Origin of the sequence: Parapedobacter lycopersici, from assembly GCF_024643285.1 — a bacterium.
Classification (GTDB): domain Bacteria; phylum Bacteroidota; class Bacteroidia; order Sphingobacteriales; family Sphingobacteriaceae; genus Parapedobacter; species Parapedobacter lycopersici.
Window position 1 is genome coordinate 381,183 of sequence record NZ_JAMSLW010000005.1, and the last position, 19,879, is coordinate 401,061.

The window sequence follows — 19,879 nt, forward strand, 5'->3', positions numbered from 1 at the left end:
CCTATCCCGGAAACACCGGCGGGGCTTTTCAATTTGTGCGGAACCGTTTTTATTCCGTTCTTTATGGCGCCGGAAAGCCGATAGACAGGCAGAAAAAAAGCCGGCAAAAAGGACGATATATGGCCTATAGAAAAATAATACGCGCGGTTGTGCTTTTGCTGCTCGTAGCCTGCAATGTCAGCTGCGACCAGGTGTCCAAAACCATTGCAAGGCAGCAAATTGATTATGGTGAACAGCTGAAGCTGGCTTCGGGGTATTTTACCTTTACGAAGGTGGAAAACCGCGGTGCGTTCCTAAGCCTGGGGCACACACTGCCCGAGGGGATTCGTTTCTTCCTGCTCTCCGTGGTGCCGTTGTTGGTATTGCTTTATGGTTTATATTACCTGTTTACGCAGCACCGCATGGCCAGCCTGCTTGCGCTGGGTCTCAGTTTTGCACTTGGGGGCGGACTGGGTAATCTCTATGACCGATGGCGACATGGATCGGTAACGGATTTTATGCACATTGATTTTGTGGTGTTTCAGACGGGCATATTTAACATGGCCGACGTTTCACTGACCATTGGGGTGATCATCATGTTTATTGCCCTTTCACTGGAGCGGCAACGGGTTTCGATAAATCAAGCGGATTAACTGATCAGGTAACGGGCTCCGGGCCGGCGCTTTTAAGCACAGATCTCTCCGGAGGTGGCCATTATGGAAAAAAGTAATCGAATGAAGATACTGATGGTTTGTTTGGGTAATATCTGCCGTTCGCCGTTGGCGCATGGCGTAATGCAGGCGCTGGTGGAAACCGAGGGCCTGGACTGGGTGATCGACTCCGCCGGCACAGGCGGATGGCATGCGGGTGAAGCACCTGACCGCCGGGCGATTGCCGTTGCCCGGCGATTCGGGGTGGATATCAGCAGACAGCGTGCCCAGCAGCTGCACCCCCGCCACCTGGACGATTACGATCACGTACTGGTGATGGACCGCGCGAACCTACGGCATGTGCTGGCCATGGCCCAGACACCGGAGCAGCGTGCCCGCATTCGCCTGTTTCTGGACGACCAGGAAGTGCCGGATCCGTATTATGACGATGGATTGTTCGAACCGGTGTACCGGCTGGTGGAGACGCGCTGCAACGCGCTGTTGGAGCAGTGGAAATAAACAACACCGGGTAACGCAGGAGATGGCTGCAATGCATGTGTTCTTCTGAATGCTTTTTGACCGTTAGGGAACGGGTATCAACAAAAAAAAGCGTCACCGAAGCGACGCCTTTTCCAGATACTAAAACAAACAGTTCATACTATACTAAGTAATGCTGTTCTTTTTCAGCGTTCCGACCCGGGAGCGCTATATTTTTATGCTTTTACTGCGTATGATCATTTTAAGTTCAACCCTGTAGTAACAATATTGTGCCAAGTTGGAAAATTGGGGCAATGCTGCCGCAGCCTTTTTATTCTTTTTGGTCAACTGGCCTGGCAATCAATCCAATAGCTGTTTCCTTTTTCCTTTGGGAAGCAGCGAATAAAGGTGTGTGGGGTATTGTTTTCCACCTGGCGCGGATCAGCTTGTTGCGCAATTGCTACAAAGTGTGGCGCAACTACACATGGTCAGCGCCCCGATTAATCCGTATATTTGTCGCGTGAAAGCCTCAGAGATCAACAAAAAATGGGCAGCGCTGCAAGCCCATACCGCAGATCAGTTCGACATGGAAATGCCCGACATCAAAATCATGTTATTTTTGATCGGTGTGCAGGAATTGGGTAAAGGTCCCATGAAATTCAGCAAACGGCAGAAAGAAGAGCTGATGCATATCGCCACGTGCCGCCTGTTCAGCTCGATGGGATTCTACGAACTCGAAGGGCTCGACCAGGATGGCTGGCCGCACTGGCGGCTGCTTAAACCCATTCCCAATTACACACTACTGGAACAGGAAATGATTATTAAGTCACTCATTATTGATTATTTTGAGGACGCGGCATCGATGGATGGTGTTGTGTGAACGGTGGTCGATAGTCAGTGATCAGTGGCGTTTACCCATAATGACGGTTAAGGGAACAGCAATTAAAACGAACATGAAAAAAATTCTTTTGTTAATAAGCTTTGTCGTATTGCAGACCGCACTTTTCGCGGCGGCACCACCACAGAAATACGTCCGCATCATCACACCGAAGGGCACCTGTATCCTCCGGTTATATGATGAAACACCCCAGCACCGGGACAATTTCATTAAGCTGGTGCGGGAAGGCTATTATAACAACCTGTTGTTTCACCGTGTGATCGAAAACTTTATGGTCCAGGGAGGCGACCCTGATTCGCGATACGCGGCCGATCGCCAGCAGCTGGGCGATGGCGGGCCCGGCTATACCATTCCCGCCGAAATGGTGGACAGCCTGTTCCATAAGAAGGGGGCGATTGGTGCCGCACGGGATGATAACCCGGATAAGGCATCGCATGGCTCGCAGTTTTACCTGGTGCAGGGCCGTACGTTTACCGACCGCGGACTGGACAGCCTGGAACAAATGCGGCTGGGCGGCCGCAAGATTCCGCCATACCAGCGCGAGATATATAAAACGCAGGGAGGGGTGCCCCACCTCGACCAGCAGTATACCGTATTTGGCGAAGTAGTTAAAGGCATTGAGGTGATCGACAGCCTTGCGGCAGTGCCCACGGACAATCACGACCGGCCGGTAGTGGATCAGCGGATGGAAATGCAGCTGCTTACCCGCCGGGAAGCCGTTGATGTGGAGCGGGGCCTGGCCGGACTCCCGCCGAAAAAGAATATTTTTACCTGGCTGCAGGATTTGTTTAACGGCAAACAGTGATCTGTGGTCGGTGTGCTACGGTTACCGTTCGCTATCCCGTGACTCCCGTTTCTTGAAAATCCGCCGGAAGAATCCGCCGGTCTTTTCTTTGATTTCCTTTACTTCCTCTGCGGTGCTCATCAGGCGCTGTTCCCGTTCTTTGCTGATGCCCGCACATTGCTTAACGCCCTCCAGCAGGCTTTTCCATAGTGTTTTGAAAAAAGAATAGGTTTCGGGCCGCCGGTAGTTGATGGTGCCGGTATGGTACACGTCATTGGCATCCGGGTTACTGTCGTTAATGACAAAACTGGTAGCCAGGAAAGAGGCCACCCGCATGGAATTTTTCCCCTCGGTGCCCGGCGGTGTAAGCAGGTTAAGCCGCATGTTGCGGTAGTCAAAGCGCAGCGACCCGCGCGAGCGGTAATCATCGGCCTGCATCACGAAACTGACACCCCGGATATTTGCACTCGTGATCTGCGCATTAAGCAGGGGGGTAATGATGGAGTTGAGTGACCGGCCATCCATCGGCCCCAGGGTGCCTTTGTAGGTATAGGCACCACGCTTGTCAAGCATGTCAAAATCAAATACCACATCCAGCTTGCCGGTGTCCATGAGGTAAGAGGTGAAACGCGCAGTCAGCGACTTGTTCTGAATCAGTGCCAGGGTATCATTGGTTACATTATACAGCACGCCGCTGGTCCGGTCAAAACTGATTTCTCCCGTTTTCCCGTACTTTGCACTTACTTCGCTGTAGCGGATCGCGACATCGCGCAGCAATACCGAATCAATCTTCAATGGCTGCTGCATCTTCAGGAGTAGCTGGTGCGGTGACTTCCCGATCTTGTTTGTGGTTATCCGCGGATGGCGCAGGTCTTTCAGAATGTCCACCACGCCGCTGTCTATGTGGAGGCTGCCGGCATAGATTTTCTGGTTCCGGACGAACCGGTAGAGATCGATGTTTTCCAGGCGGATCGTCGGAAAGGCGATCGTTGTCATTTCCGCTGCGGCCTTTTTGCGGCGGTAGAATTCGGCACGGTCCACTGCAGGGGCATATTGCAGACCGGTGAGTACAACGCGCTTGTCGCCCGTAGCGACCTTCAGGCGGTCGAAACGCACGAAATACAGACTGTCGGCCGTTTCCCAGCGGAAACCGGGGATGTCTACGTCAATGGCGCGGGTATGGTAAAACCGGGCGGTATCAAACTGCGACAGCGAATCGATCAGGATGTCCCGCGCGGTGAGGTTCACGTGCTGCAGCGCCATTTCCGATAAGGTGGTGTCTGTCTTTTTGGTAAACCGGAAATTGATGTTGTTCAGCTGAAGCGATTGCACCCCAACGGCGCGCAGCATGCCCGATATGCGCTGGTACAGGGTCCGGCTGTCGCGTTCGGTCGCGACGGTATCGTTATAGGCATGATATTCATTGATTACCCGGATAGCAGGCGTATCGATGATAATATCGTCGATGTGCAGCTGCTGGCTGGCCAGCATGCGCCGCGGATGGAACCGGCGGATCCGGAGGCTGGCCACGTGGATATCATAGCGGTTATCGGGCGCCAGCTGCTGCTGCTGCAACCGGGCATATACGCTGGAATCAGGAGTGAGCCGCAGGTTTTTAATGGAAGCATTGCCCGTAATCAGACTGAAGTCCAGGTCGTCATACGTGATCCGGTACAGGCTGTCCGTCGAACGGATGACAGCTTCGCGGATCTTGTCATATAATAACGGCTTCCAATGCCGGCTGAGGTACCAGGAACCTGCAAATGCTGCCACCAGCAGCACGGCCACCGCGCCGATGATCCACTTCCATATCGATCTCATAAAGACATTATTTGTGTTTATAACGGCAATAAAGCTTGTTTTGCCCCATGATTTTTCACCGATTTATCAAACGGGATGGCATTCGTTTAATAGAAAACAATGTTTTGCAAAATAATGTTCACGAAAGATACGGAATTTTATGGGGATGTGTGATCTGGGGTCGGTGTTCTGGGGTGGGTGGTCGGTGATTTGTGACGGGTGATTGAGCGTACTGTTACAGCATACCGGTGACCGGTCACCGACTATTGGCGCCCGGCCACGGATTCCAGACCACCGGCCACAAAAAATGACACCCCACTGAATCGATTTTTATGATAAAACCCGTACCTTCGACTTTGCGTTATGCGTGGTTTTCATTTTTCGAAATACATCCCTGACTCCCTGCCCAAAGGCAGCTTCGATGAGCTGCTGAAGCTTTTTATGCAGCTGCTTCAGCATACTTCGGGCGATGCGGCGGAAGCCCTTGCCTGGCTGAATGAGCTGGACCGGCAGTATGGCCTGACCACCGGCGATTACGGCATCGGCGATTTTATCCAGGACCTTAAAGACCGCGGGTACATCAGCGATGATCCCGGCGGAGGCGAAATCCGCATTACGGCGAAAAGCGAGCAGGCTATCCGCCAATCGGCATTGGAGGAAATTTTTGGGAAACTCCGAAAAAGCGGCAAGGGTAACCACAACAGCAACCGTTCCGGCCTTGGCGAAGAGAAAAATGCCGACCGCCGCGAGTACCAGTACGGAGATTCGCTCGATCAGATTGACATGACGGCTTCGATCCACAACGCCCAGGTGAACCATGGCCTTGGTGATTTCCGGCTCACGGAGCGCGACCTGGAAGTGGAGGAACGGGATTATAAGACATTGACCTCCACGGTGCTTATGATCGATATTTCGCACAGCATGATCCTGTATGGCGAAGACCGCATTACGCCGGCCAAGAAGGTGGCCATGGCACTGGCGGAGCTGATCCGGACCCGTTACCCGAAAGACACGCTGGATATTGTGGTATTTGGCAACGATGCCTGGCCCATTGCGCTTAAAGACCTGCCCTACCTGCAGGTAGGGCCTTACCACACCAATACGCTGGCCGGCCTGGAGCTGGCGACGGACCTGCTGCGCCGCCGTAAAACGCATAATAAGCAGATCTTTATGATTACCGATGGCAAGCCCACCTGCCTGAAGGAGGGCGGGCGCTATTATAAAAACAGCATGGGCCTCGACCGGAAGGTGATCAACAAAACATTGAACATGGCGGCACAGTGTAAGCGGCTGAATATCCCGATTACCACGTTTATGATTGCCCGCGATCCTTACCTGCAACAGTTTGTGCGCCAGTTTACCGAAACGAATGGCGGAAAGGCATTCTACAGCTCGCTGGACGGGCTCGGGGAGTATATTTTTGAGGATTATATCCGGAACCGAAGGAAGACGGTACGGTAGCAGCTGCCGGCAAAGACGATTAAATAAAAAACGAAATAGCACGATCATCATACATGACCGAGATAACGACACTTAAAGAACTCAAAAAATCCGGCTACCAATACCGGACAGTAAAAGAAGAATTACGGACGAATCTAATTAACAGGCTGCGGGATAAAAAGGCCGAGTTTGCCGGCATTATCGGTTACGATGAAACGGTGATTCCGGAACTGGAAACCGCTATCCTTTCGCGGCACAACATTCTGCTGCTTGGCCTGCGTGGACAGGCCAAGACCCGCATTGCCCGGCTGATGGTGCATTTGCTGGATGAATATGTGCCTTACGTGGCTGGCAGCGAGCTGTTTGACGATCCGATGCACCCCATATCGTGGTATGCCCGCCATGAAATAGAAACGAAGGGCGACGATACGCCCATCGCGTGGCTGCATCGTTCGGAACGGTATACCGAAAAACTGGCCACCCCCGATGTGACCGTGGCCGATCTGGTGGGCGACGTGGACCCGATTAAGGCGGCTACCCTCAAACTGACCTACAACGACGAACGGGTGATCCATTTCGGACTTATTCCCCGGGCCCACCGCGGCATCTTCGTGATCAATGAGCTGCCTGACCTGCAGGCGCGCATCCAGGTGGCCCTGTTTAACATGCTGCAGGAAAAGGATATCCAGATCCGTGGCTTTAAGCTCCGACTGCCGCTCGACATCCAGTTTGTATTTACCGCCAACCCCGAGGATTATACCAACCGCGGGTCCATCGTTACCCCGCTCAAGGACCGCATCGAAAGCCAGATTTTAACGCATTATCCAAAGACCATCGACATTGCCCGGAAGATTACCTTCCAGGAGGCGCGGATTACTCCGGACCAGCGGGAAGCCATTGAGGTGGATGGTCTGTTGAAAGACTTGGTGGAACAGGTGGCGTTTGAGGCCCGGGACAGCGAATTTATCGACCAGAAATCCGGCGTATCCGCCCGGCTGACCATCTCGGCATACGAAAACCTGGTGAGTGCTGCCGAACGGCGCATGCTTGTCGCTGGACAGAAAAAGACCATCGCCCGGCTGTCGGATTTCATTGGCATTATCCCGGCCATAACCGGTAAAATTGAACTCGTTTATGAAGGCGAACTGGAAGGTCCGGTGCACGTGGCCCACCGGCTGATCGGGGGTGCCATCAAAACGCTGTTTACCCAGTATTTCCCCCATCCGGAAAAAGCCAAGAAAGCGAAGACCGACAGTCCGTACGAGTCTGTTATTGAGTGGTTTAACCTCGGCCACCGGCTGGAGCTTACGGATGAACTGACAGACAGCCAGTATAAGAAAGTGCTGATGGAAGTGCCCGATCTGCATGGATTGGTGAAGCAGCTGCACCCCAAACTGACCGAGAGCCAGCGGTTGCTGCTCATGGAGTTTGTGCTCCATGGATTAGCTGAATACTCCCAGCTGAACAAGACTTACCTGCATGGGGGTATTAGTTTTTCCGACATGTTTAACAGCCTGTTCGACGGGGATTTTGATGACGACGAGGGTTTTGACGACGAATAGCAGCTTCCCGGCATAACGGACAGGCACGCGGGCTTACGGCACATTGCATCGTATGCGTTTGTCGTGACGGGTTGCGGACAGCAATTGGAATGTCTCCTCATGCAGGCCGCATACAGGCCATAGACTATAGCAAAAAAGAAAAATGACGATATACGAACAACCCCTGCGGGAATTTACTGAGCAGGTATTTAAAGCCATCGGCTGCAGCGAGACGCACGCCAGGCTGGCTGCCGATGTACTCCTTTCAGCCGATCTGCGCGGCATCGATTCGCACGGTGTAGCACGCCTCAGCGGCTACGTGCGCCTTTGGGAGCAACACCGGATCAATGCAACGCCCGATATCCGGGTAGTGCACGAAACACCGACTACCGCAACGGTTGATGGCGATCGCGGCCTGGGGCTGGTCGTTGCCCCTTATGCGATGGAAGTTGCGCTGGAGAAAGCAAGGCAATACGGCTCGGGCTGGGTGGCCATCCGCAATTCAAACCATTTCGGCATTGCCGCGTACCACGCGCTCCGGGCCGTGGCCGAAGATATGATCGGTTACGCGATGACCAACGCCAGTCCGCTCGTAGCCCCCACCTTTTCGTCGGAACGCATGTTGGGCACCAACCCGATGTGTTACGCATTTCCGGCTGGCCAGCATCCGCCGGTGGTGGTGGATATGGCCACGGCGGCGGCGGCCAACGGCAAGCTGGAGGTTGCCGAGCGCGCCGGCAAGCCTATCCCCGAAGGGTGGGTGCTGGGTGCGGCGGGCGAGCCGACGACCGACCCCACCGCACTTAAGCAGGGCGGTGTGCTGCTGCCCCTAGGGAGCGATTATGCGCACGGTAGCCACAAAGGATTTGGGCTGTCGGCCACGGTGGATATCCTCTCGGGCGTGCTTTCGGGGGCTAATTACGGGCCGTGGGTGCCGCCATTTGTGGCGTTCCTTCAGCCCGCGCCGGATGAACCCGGTCTGGGCATCGGCCATTTCGTGGGCGCTATGCGGGTTGACGGATTCCGCCCTGTGGAAGATTTTAAGCGGCACATGGATCAGTGGATCGGACGGTTTAAGGAGGCCCGGCGCATTGATGCGCAGCAGCAGGTGGTGATTCCGGGGGAACCCGAAGACCTGGCGGTGGCTGAGCGTCGGATTAATGGGATTCCATTGGCCGCTGCGGTGTGGACAGATTTGCAGCAACTCGGTGAGCGGTTTGGGATTGAAGGGTTGTAATGCGTCCAGGTGGACCGGGTAAGCCGCGTGGAATGCAGTAACCCCAGCGGGCTGTGCTGCTATTGCCCCCGTTGGGCCGCACGGAGCAACCGCTCCTCATCTTTCTGGCTTAAACCCATGCACTGTTTTACTCCCTCGAAGATTCCCTGCCAGATCATCTTGAAAAACGAGTAGGTCCGGGGCCGTTCAAAATCAATGCTGGCCGTATGGCGTTTGCCGTTGGCGTCCGGATTACTGTCGTTGATGACCAGCTGGTTGATTAAAAAGGAGGCAAGCTTCTGCGTCGCCCGTTCACCGGATTCATCCTTGGCTTTCAGCACATTCAGTTTCAGGTTACGGTAGTCGAACTGCTGCGAACCGCTCGTCCGGTAATTATTCGCCCGCATGTTAAAATTCAACCCCTGGATATCGGCGCTTGCAATCTCGGCAGGCATCAACGGTGTGAGTACGTGGTTGAACAGCCGCCCGTCCATTGGCCCGAGCCTGACCTGATACCGATGCCCGCCTGCCTCATCCAGCAGGTCAAAATCAAACCGCACCGACAGCTCACCGGCGTTCATCAGCTTTGCGTTTACATCGAGCACCATGTTTCGGTTTTTGGCCAGCGCCAGTGAATCGTTGGTTGCGTTACGGATTACACCCTGGATATGGTCGAACGTCACTTTGCTCTCCTCCCTGCTTTTTTCACCCAATTGAGCAAAGCTTACGTCCAGGTCGTTTACCACGATCGAATCAATAGCCACAGGCTGTTTGAGGTTGAGCAGGTGCTGGTGTGGTGCGCGGCCGATTTTATTTTCAATCGGCTCCGGATAAAATAAATCCTTCGACACGGCGATGGTGCCACCGCTGTCGATGTGCAACGTGCCCGCGGCGATTGTTTGGTCGGTTATCCACCGGGGCAGGTTAATATCCGACAGCCGGATGCGGGGAATATCCATGTCCACCATGTCTTCGGCTACCTTTTTATGACGATAAAATTCCGCCATGCTGACCAGGGAGTAATACCGCAGGCTGTCGATGGTGAGCATGCCGTCATCCGTTACTGCATGTAATCTTTTCGCGGTCAGCGCATAAAGTCCGTCTGCCCGGATGAATTCGACGCCAGACAGGTTCATTTCAATGGTGCGGGCACCGTAGAACCGCGCCGTGTCCGATTGGGAAAGCGAGTCGATGAGCAGGTCACGTACGTCGATATCGATCCGGGGGAGCGATATCCGGGTGGCGTCCTTTGTTTTTTCCAGTGCAAACCGCCCGCCATTCACCCGCGCCTGCCCTATTTTTAATTTATCGGTAAACGATGCAATGCGCTGGTATAGGTTTTTTGCCGGTTTGTCCGCAACCGTGGTATCGTTATACGCGTGGTATCGGTCGGTAAGGTTAACGGCTGGCGTGTCAATCGTCAGGCTGCTGATGTGCAGGTTCCGGCTGAGCAGCATACGCAACAGGCCAATACCGCCCAGCTTTATGCGCTGCGCCGTGACGCCATAGGTGAGGTCAGGAGCCCGCTGTTCCCGCTCCAACCGGGTGTAAACGGCGGAATCCAGTGTCAGCTGAACGTGGGATACGGCTGCATTCCCCGTAATGAGTGAGAAATCAATTCCGTTGTAGCTGATGCGGTACAGGCTGTCGGTACCGGTTAATACCGCCTCCCGCAGTTTGGTCTCCACCAGCGGTTTCCACCGTTTGCTGAGGTACCAGGCACCGATTAAAACAAGAAAGATTAGGCTGGCTGTGATGCCGATTGCCCATTTCCATATGGGTTTCATCAGAAGAGAAACACGGAAGATACAGGAAATGTTTGCGTGACCGTGTATAATGCCTTCATCGCAGGGCATGCAACGGAGTTGTCCGTGCAAGAACTGATCTATCCACATGGATTGTTTATCCGCCGGCGGGCGAATTACAGTAATGCAGCAGTAGGCCGATTACACTTCCAGGTTCAGGCGTTTCTCTTTATTCAGGATATCCGCGATGCTCGTATCGTTGAGAATCTGCAACATTGCGTTGCGAACATCCACAAATGTATCGCGGATGCCACAAATCTCTTCTGACTTGCACTCATCGCAGCTGCGATAAAAGTTCAGGCTCACGCAGGGCAGCAGAGCAATGGGTCCGTCTATGAGGCGCATCACCTGCGACAGGCGGATGTCTTCCGGCGCTTTGTTCAGGCTGTAGCCACCGCCGGCCCCCTTTTTACTATATAGAATCCCCGCATTGCGCATCTCCAGCAGGATCTGCTCCAGGAATTTTTTGGGAATATTTTCTTCCTCCGCAATGCGCATGATCTGCATGGGTTCGTTGCCATAATTCCGGCCCAGCACGATCAGCGCCTTGATCGCGTATTTTGTCTTTTTAGATAACATGCACTACTCCTATGTAATACGTTGATTACAAAGATACAAATAAATTCAGTTACGTTGTAGCGTTGTGCAGCGGATGTCTGTTCTATATAAGACGTTAGTTCATTGATCGGCAAAATTTTAGCTACCTTTGCGGCTTGAGGGGCAGCTATTTAATGAGGGAAGGTATAGGAAAGCGATGTTGTGTCACAATAAAAGTTGGCTTGGGATTTCGCGGTGCGCGAATGGCGCATTTACGGCTGGTAGGAGAGAGAAAGATGAACTGGCTGCTGGCAGAGGCTGTTACGCCGCAGTAAAAGTCGCATGGAAGATTTTGCGGGATGCAGATGATGGATTGGATTAGAGAAAAATGTTAAGTACGGCTGCTGGCGGAAACTGTTGTGCCGCTATGAAAGTCGCCTAGAAGATTTCGCAGGATGTAGGTTGATGCACTATCCACTGTGGCGAAAGATTCCAGCGACGAGTTTATTCACTGTGTGTTTATTTTAATCGGTGTTCATGAACTCCCTTCGGTCGGTTTTACTTACTTTTTTGCGGAAAAAAAGTAAGAATTACCTACCCATAAGTAGGTAATTCACCCTCAAAAACATAAAATAATAACAACCCCAATGAGATAAATCTTTATCTTGGTATATTATTTGAGTACAAACAACAGAGACTAAACAAACACGATTAAATTGAATGGGAATATTTCTATTTGGAAGTAAGAAGAAGCTGGTACAGTTCCCGATCGGTGAGTTATTGAAAACCGACATGCACTCCCACGTTCTTCCCGGTGTTGATGATGGCTCACCCGATGTGGCAACCTCGCTGCAGTTAATGCGTGGCTTAGCCGAAATGGGGTATGATACCCTGATTGCCACGCCCCACGTCATGGCGGATATCCACCGTAACGACAAGCACACGATACAGCATGCTTACGAGCAATTAAAACAAGCCGCAGAAACGGATCCGACACTGCCGAAGCTTCGTTTTGCAGCGGAGTTTATGATGGACGAAGGGTTTGGACATTTGGTAAAGCAGGATGCGTTAATTCCCCTTGCGGGCGATCAGTATCTACTGGTGGAAACCCCTTATCTTCACCGACCGTTAAACTTGGAATCCTATATTTTTAATTTACGGGCTATAGGATATACACCGGTCTTAGCCCACCCCGAACGATATCATTATCTATTTGATAAGTCTGCCGAATACGAACGGCTTAAAGAACTGGGCTGCCTGTTTCAAGTAAACATCTTGTCATTAATGGGATATTATGGTAAATCCGAAAAACATGCGGCGGAATGGTTACTGGAGGAGGGGCTGGTGGATTTGCTGGGCACGGATCTGCACCATGAGAAACATTTGAAGCGACTGCTTAATTTCACGGTAGATCAAAAACTAGTTAAATTTTTGGAGCACGGTTCATTTCTGAATCGGCAACTCATCGCCACAGCCGCTGTGAACCTTTTTGGCACATAGGTTGTTTTAACTGTTGGATTCTTTAGTGGAATGTTTATTTTTGCTGCCGTTTATGTAATTATTGACCTATACCTGGTGTTGTACGAAAAATACGTTAGCTTATGGGTTATACAATAACCGGATATATGCAAAAATTCTTGTTTACTCCTTTGTTTCGCCTTCTATTATTGACGATCGTGTTTGCGGGGCTATTTGCCTCCTGCGGCAGTCGACAAAATTTGGTGTACTTCAGTGACTTGCCGGACACCGTAGCATACAAGGTAGCGATGGGTGAGGTGGAAGAACCGACCGTTCAGCCGAATGATGTGTTGCGGATTATGGTAAATAGTTTGAATCCAGAGACCAATCGATTGTTTAATACGGGAACGATTCAATCTGTTGAAGAAAGCCGTTACAGCACATCTTCCGAAGGGAATGTAGGTCAACAAGGCTATCTTGTAAATGCAGACGGTTTTATCAGTTTTCCGGTATTAGGGCAGGTGCAAGTGGAAGGGTTAACGCGCGATCAGGTGCGCCAGAAAATGGTGACGCTGGTTAGTGAATATGTCAAGGACCCGATTATTAACGTTCGCTTTACCAACTTTCGTGTCACTGTTGTGGGCGAGGTACGGAACCCATCAACTTTCCAAGTACCCACAGAACGAATCAATATCATTGAAGCATTGGGTCTGGCTGGTGATATGACCGAGTTTGGTAAGCGAGACAATGTGTTACTGATCCGGGAAATTGATGGAGAACGAACGATGGTACGCTTAAATCTTAACGACAAAGACGCCTTGAACTCTCCCTATTTCTATTTGCGTCAAAACGACGTGATATATGTAGAACCTTCACGATATAGGGATCCCAGTGGAGATCGGGCACTACGTATTGTTACCGCTGTCTTTGCCGGACTGACGACCCTTGGTCTATTTTTGCAGCGTATATTGTAACCTAAGAATGCATTGATGAATACCAAAATATCCCAAGAATACGAAGGAGAACAGATTGACATTAGGGCATTATTGACCAATTATCTTCGTCACTGGTATTGGTTTGTGATTTCTGTGTTAACATGCTTATTTTTAGCGTTTTTGTATCTAAACTACGCTACTCCGCAATATGAAGTAAGCAGTACTCTATTAATTAAGGACGATAAAAAGGGGGGCAACGTATCTGATATGGCTGCATTCGCGGATTTGGGATTTGGCCAGTCAGGACAGAACATTGCCAATGAAACCGAAGTGCTGAAGAGTAAGGGACTAATGCAACGTGTTCTAACATCACTATCTTTACAGGTCTCCTATTTTGAAGAAACTGCTATGCGCTCCACGGAACTTTATGCAGACAGTGTTCCGCTCCGAGTAACGGTCCATACGTTAGATACCTTAGCTTATAAGACAAATCTCGAAATTCGAGCAAAGGGGGGCAGCCGATTCGAACTACTGGAAGAAAATGAAATTGTTGGAACATACTCATTTGGTACGGAGATTCAGCGGCCTTATTATCGTTTTACGGTTACTGCGATTCGACCCATGGAAAAAGGAACATTGATTCGAATCGTGTTTAATGATCTTCGCAAACTAGCCAATTATTACAACAATGAAATTTCAATTGAACCGGTAAACAAAGATGCTAGCGTATTGAAGATCACACTTGTTGAACCGGTTCGGCAAAGAGGCGTGGACATCATCAATAAGCTCGTTGAATTATATAATAGTGAAGCTATTGAGGACAAAAATCAGATTGCGGCCAATACGGTCGAGTTTATTGACGATCGACTCAAGTTACTCGTGTCCGAACTCTCTGATGTCGAAGCGAATGTAGAACGATACAAGCGCGAACACGAAATCACGGGTGTTAGCACGGAAATCGAACAGTATCTAACGCAAGCGGGTGAGTATAATAGACAGGTTACAGGGTATGAAACTCAATTACGGGTACTTGCTTCTATTGAAGAATATCTTCAAAACGAGAATAGTGGCGAGCAATTGGTGCCAAGTGCACTGGGTATTCAGGATATTACCTTGCAAAATCTAATCGCTCAGTTTAATGAATTGCAATTGGAAAGACAAAGGTTGTTGCGCACAACTCAGGAGAGTAATCCCTTAGTGCAAACAGTAGATGAACAACTCGTAAATCTGCGACGAAATATTCAGGAGAACCTTCGTAACATTAAATCCGGCTTGGAAATTACACGAGACAATTTATTGGCAAATACTGGGCAGTTCCAAAACCGGATTCAACGTGTTCCCACAGTTGAACGCGATTTGCTGGAAATTCAGCGTGAACAGAGCATTAAGGAACGTTTATACGGGTATTTACTACAAAAGCGAGAAGAATCAGCCATTTCGATGGCGTCAAATACCACTAATTCTAGAATTATCGATTCGGCGATGGCTGGCGATACGCCGGTCAAACCAAAGAAGATATTGGTATTGCTTTTTGCTTTGATCATCGGGATTGTCGCCCCTGTTGGTGCATTATATGCAAAGGATTTATTGAATGATAAGATTCAGACGCTAAAAGATGTAACAAACATCGTCGATGTGCCTATTTTAGGCGAATTGAGTCATAGCGATGGAAGAGATGTGCTGGTAGTAAATAAATCTGTTCGAACGGAAATTGCGGAACTGTTTAGGTTGATTCGAACTAATTTGCAGTTTGCTGCAAATGGAGGGGCCAATCAGGTCATTATGGTGACTTCCAGTATGAGCGGCGAAGGGAAGACATTTTTTGCTATTAATCTGGCAGCCAGCTTAGCGATTACCGGCAAGAAAATAGTGGTCTTAGAATTTGATATCCGACGGCCACGTGTATTAAAGGACATTGAGTTACTCGTCAAAAATCCCGGGATCACCAATTATTTAATTGATGAACGACTGCATATTGAGGATCTAGTTTTTGAGACTGGACTGGTTGAGGGGCTATCGGTTATCGGTGCGGGTCCAATCCCGCCAAATCCAGCAGAACTACTGATGAGTCCCAGGATTGGCCTGCTTTTTAGCGAATTGAGAAAGCAATATGATCATATTTTAGTTGACACCTCACCTATTGGGCAAGTAGCGGATGCGTTTACATTGGCTAAGTATGTGGACATGGCGGCTTACATGGTTCGATACAATTATACATTCAAACAAAATGCCTACGTCATTAAGGATATATATGAAAATAAGAAGATCCATAATGTTATGTTGGTGATGAACGATGCGAAGCCAGAAAATGGAACTCGTTATGGCTACGGCTACGGCTATGGCTATGGTGAAGAGTTTGATGAAAAGCGGTCGTTTTGGAAGCGCGTTAAACAGCGCATTGACCCAGTTAGCCGCGGTAGATGGAAGTACAAAAAGAGCCGATAGCCTTCCTCGCTAATGTAACGTCGTATATCTCAGGTTCTTCTTAGCTTGCTATCATAACGATGATGTGACGATAATTTGCAAGGCCTAAAAAATTCGAGTACCTTTGTTGCTCATCGTATGGGATGGATATGCTAGATTCTTTAATTACTTCCAAAACACGTCTTCGGCTACTGGTTAAATTTTTTATCGATGCCGCTAACCAAGGGCATATGCGTGGACTGGCGGAAGAGTTTAATGAATCTACCAACGCTATTCGGAAGGAACTCAATAACCTATGCGAAGCAGGGTATTTGGAGAGGCAAACCATCCAAAATCGAATTGCCTATCGTGCAAATACCAAACACCCATTATTTGCATCCCTGCAGAATATTGTACACAAATATTTGGGCTTGGACACTATTGTGAGTCGGGTTTTAGACCGCATGGGCGACGTACAGCAGGTCGTACTTACGGGTGATTATGCGGCCGGACGTGATACAGGTACTGTCGAAGTAATAATTGTCGGTCAGACCCTCAATGAAACCTATCTTGAACAGTTGGCATCTAAAATCTACGAAACGATCGGACGACGGGTCCGGTTTACCCTCCTAGGGACGCCCCTGAAAAAAGGATTGGTCCTATATCAAAACATCAGATAAAATATCACGAATATTTAATCTGCTTTTTTTTAAAGTGGCTTCATTTTTGTTTCGTACTCTCGCAGATAGATAGAAAGCGAGCAGGCAGACTGGTTTTTGACTTCAATCGACCGTTTTTCAGCGATTTTAATCTATCCATTTTATATCTACCAAGGTAAACATTTTATTATGTCTATAGAAACTACAGTTTTTATGTGACAGGACGGTTGTTATTACGACATGTTTTCGACAAAGAAAACATGTTGATGGTTTGATTTTAGGCATGATATGAAATACTTTGACTTCACTAGCCTTCGGACAATGCCACGGTGGATTATTCTGCTCATCGATACTGGGTTGATGACCTGGGCGTTTTTCATTGCTTATTTTTTTGTACAGGATTTTTCAGTTAGCGGATTATTGAAACCTGCATTTATTCCGTTACTATCAATTTACGCATTTTTCTCGCTCATTACACTTTATTTGTTACGCACATATAAAGGGCTAGTGCGTTATACGAATACGGCGGATATTGCTCGGATACTAATCACTACACTATTCACGTCCCTTTCTTTTGGTTTTTTGTTGTGGATTGGATGGGTTCCCTTTGTTAACTTGTCTTTTCAAGAAAACTGGAAATTATTAGTGTTAAATTGGTGCATAAGTACCTTGACATTGATTTTATTGCGTCTCGCTACTAAGCAGCTCTACTATTTCTTTGCAGCACATCACGGTGATCAAAAGACCAAAGTAGCCGTTTATGGAACGGATCATCGCGCTATTATGGTGGCACAAGCATTACGAGGGTTACCTCAACCTCGGATTCAGGTCACCGCCTTTGTTGATCATGCACGTGCGCGGTTGCGAAGCACTATTGAACAATGTAATGTGTATCACATTAAGGATCTGATTAAGTTAAAAGAAAAACATCACGTTTCGCAACTCTTTTTAGTGAAAGAGCAGTTGGATAGCAGAGATAAACAAGTATTGATCGAACGTTGTTTGCGACTAGGTATTAAGGTAATGACTGTTCCACCGGTGCAACAGTGGATGTCTGGACAAATTAATCCAAAACAAGTGCAACGTTTACGGATTGAAGACCTGCTAGAGCGCAAACCTATCGTTATTAATAATCAACTGGTAAGTCGGGATTTAAAGGGTAAGCGCATTTTAGTTACTGGAGCTGCTGGCTCTATCGGTTCAGAGGTGGTGCGTCAGGTAATGACTTTTCATCCTGAACAAGTGATTCTTTGTGATCAAGCAGAAAGCGCATTACACGACGTGCAACTGGAATTACAAGCCAAATATAATGCAAAGTTATTTATTCCTTATATGGCGGATATCTGTAATATACAGCGGATGGACACACTATTTTCGACCTACCAACCTCAGGTGATATTCCACGCTGCCGCCTACAAACATGTACCAATGATGGAGGTCCACCCGGCGGAAGCAGTGCTTACTAATGTAGGAGGAACGAGATTATTGGCTGATTTAGCCATCAAACATAACGTGGAGAAGTTCGTTATGATCTCGACAGATAAAGCGGTTAACCCTACCAATGTAATGGGTGCTTCGAAGCGGATTGCGGAGATTTATACACAAACTTGCAATATGATGACGAATAGTCCTACCCGCTTCATCACCACGCGATTTGGGAATGTATTGGGTTCTAATGGTTCTGTGATTCCACGCTTTAGGAAGCAAATCGAAGAAGGCGGACCCATTACAGTGACTCATCCGGAAATTACACGCTATTTTATGACTATTCCGGAAGCAGTACAGCTAGTACTGGAGGCTGGAACTATGGGCCAAGGTGGTGAAATCTTTGTATTTGACATGGGTAAGCCCGTTAAAATTGCCGATTTGGCAACTAAGATGGTACTGTTGGCCGGATTAAAACCCGGCATTGATATTGATATTGTGTATACCGGGCTTCGGCAAGGCGAAAAACTATATGAAGAGTTGCTTAATGACGCTGAAAAAGCGTTGCCAACACATCATGAAAAAATTAGCATTGCCCGAGTCCGTCCTTATGGACTTGAGACTGTTGTACAGCAAATTGATAAGCTGCTTGATTCGGCTATGGGGCAACGAACAGGCGAAATTGTTTGTCAAATGAAGGCTATAGTTCCAGAATTTAAGAGCAACAACTCGCCGTATGAAAAATTCGATAGAGATCTAAAGAAGAGACCGTTAGTTATTCATTAGCTACATTAGGTATAAGATTTGTATGTTCATATTAAAAGCGAAACAGCCCTTCCCTGTTAACCGTGCAACAACAGTTGATTTACGGGCCCAATTATTACCAGGTATTGCCGGCGGACCAGCTCATTTGGATTCTGCTACAGCCCTGGTACAGGGACTAACGGCATTAGGATACCGGCATTTGATTACAACACCTCAACTCCGAGGTCCCGATTACCGTTTGGCGGATCAGGCTATTCAACAGGCCGCCATACAACTTCAACAACATGTAGACCAACATGGTATTATCGTATCCATTACGCCAGCAGCGGAATATTGTATTGGCGAAGGATTTGAAGAATTTGTTCGTCAACATTCTATTCGTGCACTTCCTGGTAACTATGTATTGTTGGATATCTCAAATCATGAATCGGTTAGAGATTTAAAGGGACCTCTTTTTGAGTTACGGGCCCGAGGCTACGAGCCGGTTATTGTACAGCCTGAAAACCTCCCTGATCTCATTCGTAGTATGGCGGCTCTTGAGTATTTGCGGGATTTGGGCTGTTTTTTCCAAGTCAATTTATTGTCCTTGGTTGGCCACTATGGAAGGAGGGCGAGTTCTTTTGCGACTAAACTCCTAAAGGCGGGCTATGTAGACTTTTTGGGTTCAAACGTTCGAAATCTTCAAGACCTTTTCTTATTACAAACTTTTGCTGTAACACCAACCATTGGTACATTGCTTGAGCAGACGAAATTTAAGAATGGGGAACTGGTCTTTTCTGAAATATCGAAATAACTGCTTAAAATAAGATAAGATTAAATTTGTATCTTTTTAGAAAACGAGTACCTTTGTTGCTCATATTTCTGTCTGGAAAATGAACGATAGAGCGTTTTTCATTGTCGAAAACATCCTTAATACTATCGAACAAAGATATGCTGGCTTACCCTTGACTAGAGAGTTTGCCAATCTCCGGTATTGCAATGTGTTTATTTTTACTGTTCCCAGACTACTTATTTGTCAAATAAAGAAACCAAACTCCCACACTATTATTATATAGTATCATTATGAACATCACAAACATCTGCTGCATCGGGGCGGGCTATGTCGGG

Annotated in this window: 16 protein-coding genes; 13 read left to right on the forward strand and 3 right to left on the reverse strand. The window is 48.7% G+C overall.

What is annotated here, in order from left to right:
* Positions 1 to 119 precede the first annotated feature (119 nt).
* From lspA to NEV57_RS12785, 4 genes are all read left to right on the forward strand, one after another.
* Positions 120 to 632 carry a signal peptidase II gene (gene lspA, locus NEV57_RS12770; protein WP_257658711.1) on the forward strand — a complete coding sequence of 171 codons (513 nt, stop codon included), beginning with the start codon at positions 120 to 122 and terminating at the stop codon, positions 630 to 632.
* A gap of 81 nt (positions 633 to 713) precedes the next feature.
* Positions 714 to 1,148: a low molecular weight protein-tyrosine-phosphatase gene (locus NEV57_RS12775; protein WP_257658712.1), complete on the forward strand. Its 435-nt coding sequence runs from the start codon at positions 714 to 716 to the stop codon at positions 1,146 to 1,148.
* 478 nt (positions 1,149 to 1,626) lie between these two features.
* Positions 1,627 to 1,986 carry a hypothetical protein gene (locus NEV57_RS12780; protein WP_257658713.1) on the forward strand — a complete coding sequence of 120 codons (360 nt, stop codon included), beginning with the start codon at positions 1,627 to 1,629 and terminating at the stop codon, positions 1,984 to 1,986.
* 73 nt (positions 1,987 to 2,059) lie between these two features.
* On the forward strand, positions 2,060 to 2,809 hold the full coding sequence (locus NEV57_RS12785; protein WP_257658714.1) for a peptidylprolyl isomerase: 750 nt from the start codon (positions 2,060 to 2,062) through the stop codon (positions 2,807 to 2,809).
* A gap of 21 nt (positions 2,810 to 2,830) precedes the next feature.
* Here the strand turns inward: NEV57_RS12785 and NEV57_RS12790 are convergent, their stop codons facing one another.
* The gene (locus NEV57_RS12790; protein ID WP_257658715.1) at positions 2,831 to 4,609 is read right to left on the reverse strand and encodes an AsmA family protein; all 1,779 of its coding nucleotides are present in this window, start codon (positions 4,607 to 4,609) and stop codon (positions 2,831 to 2,833) included.
* A gap of 342 nt (positions 4,610 to 4,951) precedes the next feature.
* On the opposite strand from NEV57_RS12790, the gene NEV57_RS12795 reads away from it, so the two are divergent.
* The 3 genes from NEV57_RS12795 (at position 4,952) to NEV57_RS12805 (ending at position 8,806) form a co-directional block, all read left to right on the forward strand.
* Complete coding sequence (locus NEV57_RS12795; protein ID WP_257658716.1) at positions 4,952 to 6,049, forward strand: vWA domain-containing protein; 1,098 nt, start codon at positions 4,952 to 4,954, stop codon at positions 6,047 to 6,049.
* A gap of 53 nt (positions 6,050 to 6,102) precedes the next feature.
* Positions 6,103 to 7,590: a sigma 54-interacting transcriptional regulator gene (locus tag NEV57_RS12800; RefSeq protein WP_257658717.1), complete on the forward strand. Its 1,488-nt coding sequence runs from the start codon at positions 6,103 to 6,105 to the stop codon at positions 7,588 to 7,590.
* Between the two features lie 142 nt (positions 7,591 to 7,732).
* Positions 7,733 to 8,806, forward strand: coding sequence for an Ldh family oxidoreductase (locus NEV57_RS12805; RefSeq protein ID WP_257658718.1), 1,074 nt, complete (start codon positions 7,733 to 7,735; stop codon positions 8,804 to 8,806).
* 59 nt (positions 8,807 to 8,865) lie between these two features.
* Here NEV57_RS12805 and NEV57_RS12810 read toward each other — a convergent pair whose 3' ends face one another.
* Complete coding sequence (locus tag NEV57_RS12810) at positions 8,866 to 10,572, reverse strand: hypothetical protein (RefSeq protein WP_257658719.1); 1,707 nt, start codon at positions 10,570 to 10,572, stop codon at positions 8,866 to 8,868.
* Positions 10,573 to 10,731: 159 nt separating this feature from the next.
* A complete protein-coding gene (locus NEV57_RS12815) occupies positions 10,732 to 11,169 on the reverse strand; it encodes an RrF2 family transcriptional regulator (RefSeq protein ID WP_257658720.1) in 438 nt (145 codons plus the stop codon).
* 678 nt (positions 11,170 to 11,847) lie between these two features.
* Here NEV57_RS12815 and NEV57_RS12820 point away from each other — a divergent pair.
* From NEV57_RS12820 to NEV57_RS12845, 6 genes are all read left to right on the forward strand, one after another.
* Positions 11,848 to 12,627, forward strand: a complete 780-nt coding sequence (locus tag NEV57_RS12820; RefSeq protein WP_257658721.1) for a tyrosine-protein phosphatase — start codon at positions 11,848 to 11,850, stop codon at positions 12,625 to 12,627.
* 101 nt (positions 12,628 to 12,728) lie between these two features.
* Positions 12,729 to 13,559, forward strand: coding sequence for a polysaccharide biosynthesis/export family protein (locus NEV57_RS12825; protein ID WP_257658722.1), 831 nt, complete (start codon positions 12,729 to 12,731; stop codon positions 13,557 to 13,559).
* Between the two features lie 15 nt (positions 13,560 to 13,574).
* Positions 13,575 to 15,965, forward strand: coding sequence for a GumC family protein (locus NEV57_RS12830; protein ID WP_257658723.1), 2,391 nt, complete (start codon positions 13,575 to 13,577; stop codon positions 15,963 to 15,965).
* A gap of 122 nt (positions 15,966 to 16,087) precedes the next feature.
* The gene (locus NEV57_RS12835) at positions 16,088 to 16,603 is read left to right on the forward strand and encodes an ArsR family transcriptional regulator (RefSeq protein WP_257658724.1); all 516 of its coding nucleotides are present in this window, start codon (positions 16,088 to 16,090) and stop codon (positions 16,601 to 16,603) included.
* Positions 16,604 to 16,870: 267 nt separating this feature from the next.
* Positions 16,871 to 18,793 (forward strand): polysaccharide biosynthesis protein, encoded by a 1,923-nt coding sequence (locus NEV57_RS12840; protein ID WP_257658725.1) that lies wholly within the window; start codon positions 16,871 to 16,873, stop codon positions 18,791 to 18,793.
* A gap of 22 nt (positions 18,794 to 18,815) precedes the next feature.
* Positions 18,816 to 19,565: a CpsB/CapC family capsule biosynthesis tyrosine phosphatase gene (locus tag NEV57_RS12845; RefSeq protein ID WP_257658726.1), complete on the forward strand. Its 750-nt coding sequence runs from the start codon at positions 18,816 to 18,818 to the stop codon at positions 19,563 to 19,565.
* The last annotated feature ends 314 nt before the right edge of the window (positions 19,566 to 19,879 follow it).

Bases quoted from the DNA above. Each gene is read 5' to 3' on its own strand.
- lspA (WP_257658711.1), top strand. From the start codon at position 120: ATGGCCTATAGAAAAATAATACGCGCGGTTGTGCTTTTGCTGCTCGTA.
- NEV57_RS12775 (WP_257658712.1), top strand. From the start codon at position 714: ATGAAGATACTGATGGTTTGTTTGGGTAATATCTGCCGTTCGCCGTTG.
- NEV57_RS12785 (WP_257658714.1), top strand. From the start codon at position 2,060: ATGAAAAAAATTCTTTTGTTAATAAGCTTTGTCGTATTGCAGACCGCA.
- NEV57_RS12790 (WP_257658715.1), bottom strand. From the start codon at position 4,609: ATGAGATCGATATGGAAGTGGATCATCGGCGCGGTGGCCGTGCTGCTG.
- NEV57_RS12795 (WP_257658716.1), top strand. From the start codon at position 4,952: ATGCGTGGTTTTCATTTTTCGAAATACATCCCTGACTCCCTGCCCAAA.
- NEV57_RS12800 (WP_257658717.1), top strand. From the start codon at position 6,103: ATGACCGAGATAACGACACTTAAAGAACTCAAAAAATCCGGCTACCAA.
- NEV57_RS12805 (WP_257658718.1), top strand. From the start codon at position 7,733: ATGACGATATACGAACAACCCCTGCGGGAATTTACTGAGCAGGTATTT.
- NEV57_RS12810 (WP_257658719.1), bottom strand. From the start codon at position 10,572: ATGAAACCCATATGGAAATGGGCAATCGGCATCACAGCCAGCCTAATC.
- NEV57_RS12815 (WP_257658720.1), bottom strand. From the start codon at position 11,169: ATGTTATCTAAAAAGACAAAATACGCGATCAAGGCGCTGATCGTGCTG.
- NEV57_RS12820 (WP_257658721.1), top strand. From the start codon at position 11,848: ATGGGAATATTTCTATTTGGAAGTAAGAAGAAGCTGGTACAGTTCCCG.
- NEV57_RS12825 (WP_257658722.1), top strand. From the start codon at position 12,729: ATGGGTTATACAATAACCGGATATATGCAAAAATTCTTGTTTACTCCT.
- NEV57_RS12830 (WP_257658723.1), top strand. From the start codon at position 13,575: ATGAATACCAAAATATCCCAAGAATACGAAGGAGAACAGATTGACATT.
- NEV57_RS12835 (WP_257658724.1), top strand. From the start codon at position 16,088: ATGGATATGCTAGATTCTTTAATTACTTCCAAAACACGTCTTCGGCTA.
- NEV57_RS12840 (WP_257658725.1), top strand. From the start codon at position 16,871: ATGAAATACTTTGACTTCACTAGCCTTCGGACAATGCCACGGTGGATT.
- NEV57_RS12845 (WP_257658726.1), top strand. From the start codon at position 18,816: ATGTTCATATTAAAAGCGAAACAGCCCTTCCCTGTTAACCGTGCAACA.